The 12761-nt window shown below is 68.9% G+C and carries 13 protein-coding genes and 1 tRNA gene; 1 reads left to right on the top strand and 13 read right to left on the bottom strand.

Annotated elements, in window-relative coordinates; all coding sequences use genetic code 11:
• Positions 1-58: 58 nt before the first annotated feature.
• The 13 genes from AABM41_04585 to AABM41_04525 form a co-directional block, all read right to left on the bottom strand.
• Entirely contained in the window at positions 59-235 is a 177-nt protein-coding gene (locus tag AABM41_04585; protein ID MEK6191587.1) for a hypothetical protein, read from the bottom strand.
• Positions 236-309: 74 nt separating this feature from the next.
• Entirely contained in the window at positions 310-1725 is a 1416-nt protein-coding gene (locus tag AABM41_04580) for a hypothetical protein (protein ID MEK6191586.1), read from the bottom strand.
• 120 nt (positions 1726-1845) lie between these two features.
• Positions 1846-2679 (bottom strand): ice-binding family protein, encoded by an 834-nt coding sequence (locus AABM41_04575; GenBank protein ID MEK6191585.1) that lies wholly within the window; start codon positions 2677-2679, stop codon positions 1846-1848.
• Positions 2680-2932: 253 nt separating this feature from the next.
• Positions 2933-3009, bottom strand: a tRNA-Val gene (locus AABM41_04570).
• Between the two features lie 175 nt (positions 3010-3184).
• A complete protein-coding gene (locus AABM41_04565) occupies positions 3185-3442 on the bottom strand; it encodes a hypothetical protein (GenBank protein MEK6191584.1) in 258 nt (85 codons plus the stop codon).
• 57 nt (positions 3443-3499) lie between these two features.
• Positions 3500-4882, bottom strand: a complete 1383-nt coding sequence (locus AABM41_04560; GenBank protein MEK6191583.1) for an MFS transporter — start codon at positions 4880-4882, stop codon at positions 3500-3502.
• Entirely contained in the window at positions 4879-5091 is a 213-nt protein-coding gene (locus AABM41_04555) for a DUF951 domain-containing protein (GenBank protein ID MEK6191582.1), read from the bottom strand. The genes AABM41_04560 and AABM41_04555 overlap by 4 nt, the downstream gene beginning before the upstream one ends.
• Positions 5091-6425: a metallopeptidase TldD-related protein gene (locus tag AABM41_04550; protein MEK6191581.1), complete on the bottom strand. Its 1335-nt coding sequence runs from the start codon at positions 6423-6425 to the stop codon at positions 5091-5093. The genes AABM41_04555 and AABM41_04550 overlap by 1 nt, the downstream gene beginning before the upstream one ends.
• Before the next feature lie 8 nt (positions 6426-6433).
• Entirely contained in the window at positions 6434-7882 is a 1449-nt protein-coding gene (locus AABM41_04545; GenBank protein ID MEK6191580.1) for a TldD/PmbA family protein, read from the bottom strand.
• A gap of 13 nt (positions 7883-7895) precedes the next feature.
• Positions 7896-8567 carry a DUF881 domain-containing protein gene (locus tag AABM41_04540; GenBank protein MEK6191579.1) on the bottom strand — a complete coding sequence of 224 codons (672 nt, stop codon included), beginning with the start codon at positions 8565-8567 and terminating at the stop codon, positions 7896-7898.
• Complete coding sequence (locus AABM41_04535; protein ID MEK6191578.1) at positions 8567-9325, bottom strand: DUF881 domain-containing protein; 759 nt, start codon at positions 9323-9325, stop codon at positions 8567-8569. The genes AABM41_04540 and AABM41_04535 overlap by 1 nt, the downstream gene beginning before the upstream one ends.
• Complete coding sequence (locus AABM41_04530; GenBank protein ID MEK6191577.1) at positions 9325-10647, bottom strand: peptidase MA family metallohydrolase; 1323 nt, start codon at positions 10645-10647, stop codon at positions 9325-9327. Before AABM41_04530 ends, AABM41_04535 begins: the two co-directional genes overlap by 1 nt.
• Positions 10635-12203 carry a peptide ABC transporter substrate-binding protein gene (locus tag AABM41_04525; GenBank protein ID MEK6191576.1) on the bottom strand — a complete coding sequence of 523 codons (1569 nt, stop codon included), beginning with the start codon at positions 12201-12203 and terminating at the stop codon, positions 10635-10637. The genes AABM41_04530 and AABM41_04525 overlap by 13 nt, the downstream gene beginning before the upstream one ends.
• A gap of 20 nt (positions 12204-12223) precedes the next feature.
• Between AABM41_04525 and AABM41_04520 the strand changes: the two genes are divergently transcribed.
• Positions 12224-12760 (top strand): hypothetical protein, encoded by a 537-nt coding sequence (locus AABM41_04520; protein MEK6191575.1) that lies wholly within the window; start codon positions 12224-12226, stop codon positions 12758-12760.
• Position 12761: the final 1 nt, after the last annotated feature.

The following is a 12761-nucleotide window of genomic DNA, read 5'->3' as shown; positions in this document are numbered from 1 at the left end:
AATGGTAGCGCCGAGGGGCGCTGGCGGGAAGGTTCCCGGCGCGAGGCGCGAGAGCCGGTTAGCGGCCCACCAATGTGACGCGGACCAGGCCACGGAGCTGCGCTTCGTCCGACTCGCGGTCCATACGTCGTGTGCGGCCGCGGCGCCGGATGAGGCGCCAGTACATCCACGTGGCCACCAGGAGAACGGCCAACGTGAGGAGCACGATCAGTGGATCCGCCGGCAGGATCGGCATGCGTCAAGCCTCGCCTGCGAAGGCGCCGGCCGGAATGGGAGGAAGGTACCGACCTGGACCGTCACATCGGCGCTTCAGCGGTAGACGCCGTTGTGGCCGAGGCTGAACCGACCTGGCTGCGGGAAGTACGTGAGCCCGTGGGGCTTGCGGCCAACCTGGATGACGTGCAGGACCTGGCCATTGGTTGCATCCACGACCACCACGGTGTTGGCGTAGCGGTTGGCGGTCCACAGCTGAGTGCCATCGGGTGAGACCTGGAGCATGTCCGGCGATCCGCCGATCCACCAGGTGGCGATGATCGCGCGCGTCGCAAAGTCGATGACCGCGATCGTCCCGGCCAGGCGGTTGGTGACGAACAGCCAGCGTGTGTCCCGGCTGACGGCCATTCCATGAGCGCCACGCCCGGTGGGCAAGAACCCGATCTCGCGCATGGCCACCGGATCGATGATCGAGACCCCGTGCCGGAACTGGTTGGCCACGTAGAACACCGAGCCGTCGGGTGACAGCTTGACGTCGACCGGACTGCCGCCCACCCATAGGGACCCGATGATCTCCATGTTCACCGTGTCGACCTTGACCAGCACCCCCGCGTACTCGGTGCTCGCCAGCAGGTATCGGCCCCCGGCCGAAAAATCGGCGTGGTCGATGCCGGCGAACGGGATCGGTACCTGGCTGAGCAGCTGCCAGGTGCGCCGGTCGTAAAAGTCCATTCGGCTGTATTCCTCGGCCATGACCACTGCCTTGGAGCCGTCCGGAGTGAAATACAGGTTGTACGCCAGCGGGGCCGTAATCGGGCTCAACAGGGTTCCGCTCCGGGGATCGAGCACGGTCAGCTCGGTGGAGAAGTAGTTGCTGACGTAGAGCCGGGTGAGGTCCCAGTCAGGGCCCACGTGCTCGGGCAGGACGCCTGCGGGGAGGGTGGCGATCACGCTCATCGTGGCCGGGTCGATGACCGAGATCGTGTAGTCCTGCTCATTGGGGACGTACACCCGCGCCGGAATGTCGGCCACCGATGCCGGCAGCTCGGTGGTCGCGGTGGCGGCCCACACGTTCCAGTCACGAGCAGCCGGTTCAGCGGCGTCGAGGAGGCTCACCGTCAAACCAGATCGGTCGGACATCCAACCGGTGAGTCCGGCAACCTGCACCTGCCACCACCGAATTGGGCCGATCTCGACCGGGCCATCGACCACGGTGACCAGCTCGCCAGCGGCCAGGCGACCCAGGACCGACGCCTCGGTGACCCCTCCAGGTTGGGTCCGGACCCGTGCGCCATCCACCATGACCCGCGCCAGCTGCCCGCGAACGACGACCGGGGGCGGCTCGGTGGGCTCGGGCGTCGGGGATGGGGTGGGAGATGGGCTCGGGGAGGCAGTGGGGCTGGGCACCGCGGTCGGCGAGGGCTCGGGCGTGGGAGACGGCGGAGCTGCCGCGCGCAGCGAACACGCGGTCAGCAGCAGGGCCAGGGCGATGGCAGCCAGCCGTTTGGGCATAGGACTCGCCAGTATGTGGCCTGCCTCCCGGGCTGCCTAGATGGGATCAGCCTCGTGCGGACCCGCTGCCGTACTCGCCTGGGAACTGTGCCTGCTGCCGGCGGCCGAGGGTAAGCTGACCTAGATCCCTTGTCTCGCTGTCAATCGCCTGACGGTGACCATCAAGCTGATGAACAAGGCTGCGACCCCGCCGAGGACCAGGAACAACGACCAAGGGGAAACAGCTTCGTTTTCCGGGCTGAATGCCGCGCTCGGCACGGAGGGTGCCGCGCTCGGCAGGGGGCCGGCGCCCGGGCACGTCGAGCTTCCGATTACGTCGTTGATCATCGTCACGGTGCCGTTCCGAGCCAGCGCTCGACCGTTCACGTTTACGCCGTTCGCGATCGTGATGGATGTCAGGGCCAGGATGGTGCCGACAAAGGTTGAGCCTGATCCGAGAGTCGCCGAGCTGCTGACCTGCCAGAAAACGTTGCAGGGCGAGCCGCCATTGATGAAGACGACGGAACTCGCCGACGCTGTGACGAGGTCGGACGGCGCCTGGAAGATCCAGACCGAATTCGGGTCGTTCTGGCCGTCGAGCTGGAGAATCCCTGTAAGTCCGAGCGTGCAGTCGCCGGGGTCATAGACGCCGGCGACGAGAGTCAGCCCAACGAGGTCGCAGGCGACCGGGTCATCGGGTCGTCCTGCGGCATCGACATACGCGGCGGTCAGGTCGGTCTGGGCCTGCAGCGCGACGGCGTTGCCCGCGTGGATCGTCCCGATCACGGTTCCGTTAGGCGGTCCTGTGAATCCGTTTACGGCGGCGGCGGGGTGGATACCCAGGTTTCCAGTGACCACGGTCGGCCCGGTGTTTTCCACGCTCGGGGTACCCGCCAGGACCGCGAAAGTTGCGGCCGTTGAGAGCGGGACCGTCACCGGGCCACCGGCATATGCCGTCCGTGCGCCAGCGAGCATGCCAACTGCGAGAGTAAATGCGACGCCAGCCGAAAGCAGCAACCTGGGACCATGAATCTGTGTCTTCACTTGCCGTCCATTCCTTTCGCTGCGATCGTCCCGTCGAGGCGGGCACGGCTAGCTTCGCGAGAGTTTAGTCACTTATATCGTCGCGGAGCGTTGACAGTCAACAACGCTTTGGTCCTATCCGGCTTCCGTCGGCGGTAGTCACCGCCAAGCAGTCTTGCGGTCAATTTGAGGTCAAACTGGTGGGTGGTGGGCGACACTGGACTCGAACCAGTGACCTCTTGCATGTCAAGCAAGTGCTCTAACCAGCTGAGCTAGCCGCCCGCGGTTTTCGTGCTCAGAATGACCACTTGCCTGCACGGCATCGCGCTCCTTGAGCCGACCGGGATCGTACCAGAGGTCTTTGGTGAGCCGATTACTCCCGCCTCGCTGCTACCCCGTCGCGGCGGTCGGTCACGAGGCCGTTACGGGCGGGATCGTACGGCGCGCCTTCGCCGGATCAGTAGTCCTGCGGCTGCAGCCGAGCGCCCAGGACCCGGGCGATCTCGGCGCGGTATCGGGCGCCGGATGGATGACGTGCCAGCCAGTACAGGTACGACGGATCCGACTCGGCCAGCTCCTCGAGCTTGCGACCCGCGTAGTGGCCGAAATCGACGGTCGTCGGGTCGAACGGCGGCGAACTCGACCCGGGGCCAACCGACCTGGACGCTCCACCGTCCACGTCGAACGCTCTGGTCGGGTCCTGTGGGTCAGTCATGCACGAAGGTCCTGATCGAATGGTACGCCCGCCGCCGCAGCGTGAGAAGAGGGCGGCTCAGGATGGGCCGTCGCGCGGTTGGCGCTGGTGAAGGCCGAGGGCGGCGTTCTGACGCCACGAGATGAACGCCACCCAGGCAACGACGATCGACAGGCTCAGGAGGACGGCGGGAATCCCGAGTCCGGGCAGCAGGATATTCACCAGGTCGGCGAGAATCGGGGCGGCCAATACCGGGAAGAACGACGCCACCGACAGCAGGGTGTTGAGGATGCCGAAGATGCGTCCGCGCACTTCGACCGGGAGTTCCTCCTGGAGTGCGGTCTGGGCCGGAATGGCAATCAGCGCGTACGCGATCCCGGCACCAAACGCGATGGCGATGACAAGCGCCACGAGCGACAGCGCGGACGCCATCAGGGTCGGCAGGTTCGCCTCGATTGGCTGCAGGGCGGGGCTCAGGACGTCGACGATGGGACGAACCAGGGCGATGGCCAGCATCATGGCGGCGGTCAGCACCAGGCCGACGTCGATGAGCAGCCGACGAGGGAGGTCCTGCCCGAATGAGTTGATGAACAGGATGCCCATCACGGCGCCGAGTCCAGCCGGCCCCATGATGAAGAAGATGTCCTCCGCAGTCAGACCCAGGATGGTGGTCGCGAATCCCGGTCCCAGCGCGCCCAGGATCCCGATGATCGAGGCCCCGATGCCGAGGTAGCGGAGCGACCAGGCGATCTGTGGCGTGCGCCCCACGAAGGCAATCCCCTCACGGATTTCGTCCACGACGTGGGTCAGCGCGCGCCCGGCGTGGAGGGGTGTCGGCGCCTTCTCGGCCTTGACGCTGGGGAGCGGGAGGATGGCCAGCGAGGCCAGGGCCAACATGACGGCGACCACGACGTACACCGCATCCGGCCCCAGGGTGGTGAGGATGAGCGGCCCGATGACCCCGAAACCGAGGCCAAAGGTGGCGTTCACGGTCAGGATGAAAATCGAGTTGGCGGCCATCAGATGGCGGCGCTCGAGGAGCCTCGGGATGGCCGTCAGCTCAGCCGGAGCGAAGAAGGCGCTGACGGTCGAGATCGCAAAGTTCAGGACCAGGATGGCCAGCACGTGACTGCCGACGAAGAGGAATAGCGCGGATCCCACTGCCCGTGCCAGGTTGGAGGCGATCATGATCAGCCGCGCGTCGCTGCGTTCGACCAGGACACCGGCCAGTGCGCTGAACACCACCGCCGGGCCCAGGAAGGTCAGGATCAAGAGCGCGTTGGCAGTGTTCGACTGGGTGGCGCCCACCACGACCGCCATGAGGGCCGCCAGGACCATGTTGCCGGCCAGCTGGCTCAGGACCTGGGCCGACCACAGCAGCACGAAGTTGCGATTGCGGAAGATGCTGCCGGTACCGGGTGGAAGACCGGGCTCCTTTTCCGCCAGCTCGATGTGGGTCACGCGTCCGGCTCCCGTGGTCCCCGCGCCAGGTGGCCGGTGTAGCGGCGCTCGACCACCAGCCGGTCGAGAAGCACGCGGTGGCCACATTGGTCGCACGTCAGGCCGATGTCAGCGCCCAACCGGACCACCGTCCAGGCGTGCCCGCCGCAGGGATGGGCCTTGCGGAGCGTGATCCGATCGCCGAGCTGAAGCTCCACCGGGACGGCCATCAGACGTTGGCCTCGTTGGCGGTCGCGCCGGTGAAGTTCCAGCCGTCGATCCGCACCGCGGGCACGCGGCTGACGATCCCGGTGTAGTCGGCTCCCACCAGGCGAGTTTCGGCTGCGATGGCCGAGATGCGCGAGAAGGCATCCGGGATCGATTGCGTGAACCGCAGGTTCCGTACCGGGCCGGTGACCGCTCCCTTCTCGATCAGAAACGTCCCGTCTCGGGTCATCCCGGTCAGGATGCCCTTCTTGGGATGGACGATGTTCACGTAGTGGAAGCGGGTGACGAGCAAGCCCCGTTCGACGCCCTGGGTGAGCGACGAGCGCGGCGCGTCGCCCGCAGCCATGAACAAGTTCCAGCACAACGGACCGAAGGTATTGGGCGCCGGCAGCCCATGTCCGGTGCGCGGGACCCCCGCGCGGTGGGCGGTCGCGCCGTCGTGCGCCGTCTGGCGGGCCACGCCCTGCGAGACGAGGTCGACCCGCTGCTTGGTGACGCCTTCGAAGTCGATCGCGGTCGGGACCCCGGCCGGGTCCTGCCCGTCATCCCAGATGGTCACGTTGGAGCCGAAGGCAGGTTGTCCCAGCTCGATGCAGGCGCGACCTTCCTCGATCGCGAGTCCCGAAAACGCCATGAAGGCCAGGTACTCCAGGATCTCCGCCACGGCATACTCGCCCAGCACGACCTGGTACTCCCCGGGCGCGAGGTCGGTGGGGTCGGCCGCCCGGGCCGTCCGCTCTGCCGCTTCCTCGCCGACCGCCGCCGCATCGATGGTGGCCAGGTCGGTGGAGATGGACTGGGCATAGCCGGTCTCTCCGGCCAGTCCGTGCATGACGGTCACCAGCCTGGCCTGGGTGACCCGATGCGACGCCACCAGCCCGCCGGTGTTGACCACCGTGCGGTGCTGGGCCTCGGTCGAGAACGCCCCGCTGGCAGTCAGCCCGCGGGCGACTCCGGCATCGATCACGGTGCGCGCACCCGCGGCACGGTCCCCGGGGTCCGCGGCCGCAGTGGCCTCGATCCAGCCCAGGTCTGAGTCGACCGATTCGCCCGGCGGCTCGGCCAGGGGAGGCGGGTCGGCCTCCGGCGCCGCGTGGGCAGCGATCAAGGCGGCCCGAGCCACGACCTCTTCCAGGCCGGCTGGGCTCAGCCGGTTGGTGACCGCCACGCCGGTCCGCCCGTCGTGGCGAATCCGGACCCGGAGCGTGGCGTCCTCCTCGGCCAAATTCTGGTGAATCCGCGACCCCGCGAATCGGGTCAATGCCGCGTGGCGCTGGATGACCGAGGCTTCACCCTCATAGCCGGGTCCGAGTCGAGCCAGCGCGGCCGCCGCCACGTCGCGGCCTACCACTGGCCGACCCCGACCTGCACGTTGCGGAAGCGCGCGGGCGCTGCCCCATGGCCCACGCTGGCAGTCTGCATCGGCTCCCCCTTGCCGCAGTACGGCTCGCCCCACTGCGTCCATGCGCCGGGACCGCAGATCGCATCGCACGATCCCCAGAACCGCGGTGTGATCCCGGTGTAGGTCGGGTTGCGGACCATCCCCGCCAACTTGCCCTTCCGAATGAGCCAACCGACCTGGGTCCCGAACTGGAAGTTCAGCCTCCGCTCGTCGATGGACCACGATCGGTTGGTCCCGAGCAGGATGCCCTCGTCCGTATCGGCGATGAGGTCGTCCAGGCTTCCGGCCTCGCCGGGGCGCAGGCTCACGTTCGTCATCCGGATCAGCGGCAGATTGCGCCAGCTGGCTGCCCGGCTGCTGCCCATTGAGCGCCGGTTGATGACCGGGGCCGTTTCGCGTGAGGTGAGGTAGCCGACGAACTGGCCGCCGCTGACAAGGGGGACGTTTTGAGCCGACACGCCCTCGTCGTCCCATCCGAACGTCCCGAGCCCGCCGGGTGCGGTGGCGTCGGCATCAATGTTCACGATGTCCGACCCGTACCGAAACCGGTCCAGGCGGTCCACGGTCAGGAAGCTGGTGCCGGCGAAGGACGCCTCCATGCCGAGGGCCCGATCCAGCTCGGTGGGGTGACCGCACGACTCGTGGACCTGGATCGCGACCTGGGAGGCTTCGAGGATGACGGTCATCTCGCCAGAGGGGCATTGGGGGGCGTCCAGCAGGGCCACCGCTTCCTCGGCGATCCGCTGCCCGTGTCCGGACAGATCCATGTCCCGGATGGCCTCGAATCCGCCACCCACCACCTGACCGCCGAGTGACTTCGGATAGCTGCGCTCCTGAGCCTCCTGATCGTTGACGGCGGTCGCCACGATGCCGGCGCCGCACGACACGAGGTCCTGCTCCAGGCGAGCTCCTTCGCTGGACCCGAACAGCTTCCGGTCGCGGGCGGCCTCCATGGTCGCCTCACGCAGGGTGATCCCGCGGGCCTGGGCCATCGCCGCGTCCGCCTCGAACAGGATGCGCAGCTTGTCCTCGAACGACACGGCGAAGGGGTCTTCGAGGTAGGGCGTGCCCCAGTGGCCGGCTGCGGGCGCCGTGTCGTCAAGCACCACCGCCGGCCCGCCCGCCAGCCGGCTGGCCCGGGCAATGGCCACCGCTTGACGTGCCACGCGCTGGGATTCGTCCAGGCTGAGGTCCTGGCTGGAGGCGAATCCCCACGCACCCTCGACCAGCACGCGAACGGCAAAGCCCGCAGACCGTTCGCTGCTCGCGGCGGCCAGCGAACCGTTCTTGACCGTCAGCGACTCCGCCTGATGCTCGACGATCCGGACGTCGGCATATGCGGCTCCCGAGCCGGTGGCCGCGTCAATGGCGCGTTCGATCAGGTCGTTCATTGGTCGGGCGCCCTCATTCGACCGGGACGGCCGCCCGCGGAGCCAGGTCCCGGGCGGTCGCCGGCAGATGGAGCGCTTCCGATGGGCTGACCGTGATGGTGGCTCTTACGAACTGCTCGAGCTGGGTCACGATGCCGCCTGGCCGTTGGAGGGCTGCCACCAACCCGTCGGCATCGCCGATCGCGAGCAGCGTGAAGGTCCGACCGATAGCCACATTGTCGATCTCGAGCGTTCGGGCTCCCTGGACCACGACCGACGAGGCGGTGACTCGAACGTCGTCCAGGCTCAGCGCCTCGGCGCCGGCGTTCCGCAGCTCGTTGAGCAGGTCGTTAACCGCGATCGCGTCCAGCGACCCGCTCACCCGCACCCGGATCCCCTGGCCCTCGACCCCGGACAGCCCGGTAAAGGCGCGAATCCGCCGCACCTCCTCGCGACTCACGTCGAGTGCGCTGAAGCCCTGGGCGCCGGCCGCCTGATACTCCTCCAGCAGGTCGCGTTGTTCCGCCAAGGCGGTCCGGAGCCGGCGGTTCGCGTCGGACAGGGTCTGGATCCGGGTCGACAGTTCGGCGACCGGCAGGCTCGAAAGCGCGGTGGGGCGCGCCTGCGAGCGGAACTGCGCCACCAGCGTGATCCCGATCAACATCGCAATCAACGCCAGGCTGACCTGGGCCACCCAGGTGCGCATCAGGGCGCCTCCTCGACCGGTACCGCCCAGCGCAGGCTGGTGGAGCCGATGAACGCGGGTAGCTGGAGCTCGTCGGCCGAGAGCGTGGCGAACTCCAGGTCGAAGGCCTCGATTCGCTGCGCCACCCGCCCCAGGTACGCGGCGTCGACGCGGAAGCGCTCCTCGAGGTCGCCCGGACCAATGGCCTCGATGCGGAACGGGGGCGATAGGAACCCGGTGTTGACCAGCACGGCTGACCCGACGCCGTAGATTGAGCTGGTGGCGACCAGGCGCTCCCCGTTGATCGTGATGGCCTCCGCGCCCGCGTGCCACAGGGCGACGACCAGATCGCGCAGGTCATCGGCCAGGACGATGTAGTTGGCCGGATTCTCCCCCGCCGGCACGGTGCGGCGCGAGTCGGCGATCTCGATCACCATGCCCGGCCCGCTGACCGCGGTCAGGCCGGCGGCCAGCCGGGCCTCTCCGACCGCCCGATTGACTTCCGCCAGGGCTGTCTGGGACCCCTCGCTCTGATGCTGGATCTCGGTCAGATCCGCCTCGACCCCTGCCAGTTGGGCTTGCAGCACCTCCTGCTCCTGCTCGAGCGTAAGGGCCTGCGCGCCGAGTGCCTGCTGGGCGGAGGTCGTGTACGACGCGCGCTGGACCTCGCTGTTCCACTGTGCGGCAGCCACGAACCCCAGCACGCCCAGGGCCAGCGCCATGCTCAGCACCCACCCCGATCGGACCCGCCGGCGCCGCGTCTCGCTGCCCGGCGCCATCAACGTTCGCCTCCCCCCGCCGGGGGCCGGGTGCGGCGCGACCGCACGACAACCGTTGCGACAAACACCGCTCCAAGCGCCACGAACCCGATGATGAGCCACCACGCCGCGTCCTGCGACTCGCCCGAGGTGGGCTGGGGCTCGGCGGACGGGGCCGGTTCCACCCCCGCCTGGGGCGGGATGGGGACGTCCGACCGACCAAGCGGGAGTGGCTCGACCGGCTCCGGCTCCGACACGCCGAACGCGGCGAAGAACTCGCCACGCAGTGTTTCCAAGCTGACGCCCGTCCCGGCCAGGATGGCATCCTCGTCGGTCGCGCCGGACCGATACGCCTCGGCGATGGCGGCCATGGCATCGGTGCCGAAGTCGTGGATGATCAGGTCGACCATGGTCGTGCCCTCCGCGTAGGCCAGGTTGGCGCCGCGGCGGTCGATGGGAAACTGGTCGGTCAGCGCAGCGAAGGCCATCAGGCCATCGGGACTGCGCGCCTCCAGGCTCACCAGATCGCGTTCTGTGTCGGCGTTGCCCACCTCGGACCAGGTGGCCACCCCCTCGTCGAGCCAGGTGGCCGGCCCATGGAACGGGTTGGCGGTGGCGTCGCGGAACACGACGTGGGTGACCTCGTGGCCGAGCGTGGTCTCGAGGTAGGCGGTGGACCCGGCGCCCAGCCACATGTACACGGTGCGCAGGTGCGGGTAGGTGGCAGCCCCGACCCACTCTCGCGCGCCGGGCCCAACGGCTCCCTGGAAGTCCTCGCGCGCGTCGTAGACGAAGATATCGATCGGGTCAGCGAGTGGGTGCCCGAGCAGATCCGCGGCGGCATCGGCGGCCCCGCCGGCGAGCTCACCGAAGCGGCGCGCGATGGTCTCGTTGGCATCGTACCAATGCACCATCGCCGAGCCGACTTGCGCCTGGTGCCAGTCGAGCCCAGGGCGGTCGTCGTCGTACAGGAGCGACCGTTCGGGACTGAGCGTGACCTGGCTGCCGATGACCGCCCGCCATCGGTAAGCGACCGAGGTGTTGGGCGGGACGTAGCCATCGGCCAGGTCGCGGCGATAGTCGAGCCGCCCGGAAACGAGTTCGACCGGGACGACCAGGCGTTCCTCGCCGCCAAAGCCGAGCAGGAGCTCCACCCGATCGGGTGGCGCCCCGGTCCAGCTCGCCGAGAAGGTCATGTCCACCCCGAATGTGGCATCGGCCTGCAGGTCACCGAAGCCGCCGCCGGCGCGGCTGGGTGCCGGCGCCACGACGAGCACGGCGAGCAGCCCGCTGAGGAGCCCGCCCAGGAGCACCGGGGCCGTGACGCGGCTCAGTCGGCCCACGACACCCTCCCCAGGTCCAGCAGGCCCACGGTCAGGTTGCCGACTCCGTTGAGCCCGTCGCGAACCAGCCAGTGCGAGACGTCCCACGACCACGGGATGACCGGCGCCTGGGCGTCGACCTCAGCCTCCACCCCCAGGTACGCCGATCGCTGCTCCCCGGGGTCGGTGGCACGGGCCGCGTCCTCCATGAGCCGGACGAACTCCGCATCGGTCCAGCCCCCGTAGTTGGAGGCCGCGTCCGGCAGCAGGAGGAGGCCATACAGGGCGTACGGGGACGGGTAGTCCGTGATCCAGCTGATGGTGAACACCTGGGGTGGTCGTTCGGGCAGGATCCGGAGGAAATCAGTGAAGTCCATGGACTCGATCGCGATGTCCACCCCCAGCGCCTCGCGCCAGACCGCGACCGCGGGCGCCACGTTCAGGGAAGTTGCGTTGACCGTGATCTGGCCCAGATCGGCCCCCGATGCGTACCCCGCCTCCCGCAGCAGGCGCCGAGCCTCGTCCGGGTCGGCTGCCTCGTCCTCCGGGACGCCGTCCGGCCACAGGGCCGGTGGCACGAGACTGGTGGCGGCGGTGGCGGCCGACCCTGCGGCGAGCTCGACCAGGCGCGGTCGGTCCAGGGCGAGCAGGAAGGCTCGCCGCACGCGGGAGTCGTCGAAGGGCGGCCGAGTGGTATCGAAGCCGAAATACTGAACGCTGAGGGCGGCGGCCCGGTGGAGGTAAGGCCCAAGGGACGCGTCGTATGCGATCCACGAGGCGTCGCCCGCGAACACGTTGACCAGGTCGACCTCTTCCGCGACAAACGCCTCGGGAGCACTCGTGTCCACCTGGGCCAGCCAATCGACCTGACCGATGGGAGGCGGGCCGGCGACGTACTCCGGGTTTGCGGTGAGGACCAGGGTGGTGCCGTCCAGGCGGTCGACCCGGTACGGTCCCGACCCGACGAAGTCGTCGACCGACTGCCAATCCGGCGAGTTGTCGGCCGCTGCCGGCACCACGGCCGCGGTGGGAGTGGCGACCAGAGCCGGGAAATGGCTGGCGGCGTGCCGGAGGTGGACGATCAGCGTCCGCTCGTCGGGCGCCTCGATCCCGACCTCATCGGCCGAACCGACGCCGGACCGCCATTCGGCCGCCCCGTCAATGACGGTCAGGACGTCGGGCGCCAGGGCACCGGTGGCCGGGTCGAGGACCCGCAACCACGAGCGGCGCACGTCGGCGGAGATGAGCGGGGTCCCGTCGCTGAAGCGGAGGTCGTCGCGCAGTCGGAAGGTGTACGTCTGCCCGTCGTCACTCACCGTCCAGCCTTCGGCCAGCGAGCCGTACACCGAGCCCTGCTCGTCGATCCGGGTCAGACCGGCATACAGCTGAAGGAGCAGCTGGACGTCCGCAGCGTCCGCGATGTACGCCGGATCGAGGGTCCCCATCACACCCCCCAGGTAGCGCAGCGGCCGGCCGCCGGCCGAGGCGCTCAGGTTCGCGGATGACGCGAGGACGAGGAAGGTGAGGGCCGCAAGGACCAGCCCGGACCAGGCCGGCGTCGTCGGTCGGCGGGGCACGGCCGGTAGTATAGGCGCCCGTGGAGCAGGCTCATGAACACCGGTTTCGGCACCAGCCCGCCGGGTCGCTCAGCCTCCGGCAGTTCGTCGAGTCGCTCCGGCGCTGGACGCCCGAGATGCGGCAGATCGCCCAGATCGCGCTGACCCGAACCGAAGCGGAGCGCGAGCAGTACCTGCGCGGCTTCCACCACGGGCACGACGAGCGGCCGCCCGGCCCCCTCGACTCCTTCATCCGGTGGGCCTACTCCGACCCGCGCATCGACGCCGTGCCGGCGCTGCTCGCGGAGCTGGAGCGACCCGAGCGCGAATACGCCGAGGCCCTGATGCACGAGGCGGAGGTGCTGGCGCGGACCCGGGGCCTGGGCCGCACGCCCGCCCAGCGGGTGGCGGACTACTTGGGCCTGCTGGGAGTCGAGAGCAGCGAGCAGGTGCGCAGCCGGGTCGCGTCCCTGCTCCCGCCCGATACGCCCGAATCGGTGCTGACCGCCACGATTCGCCAGATGCGCCGATCCTGGCTGGACGTGTATGGCGACGACCCCTTCTTTGCCGAAGACTGAC

It is taken from the genome of Chloroflexota bacterium (genome assembly GCA_038040195.1).
GTDB lineage: Bacteria > Chloroflexota > Limnocylindria > QHBO01 > QHBO01 > DASTEQ01.
This window is presented reverse-complemented; position numbering and strand designations above follow the sequence as displayed.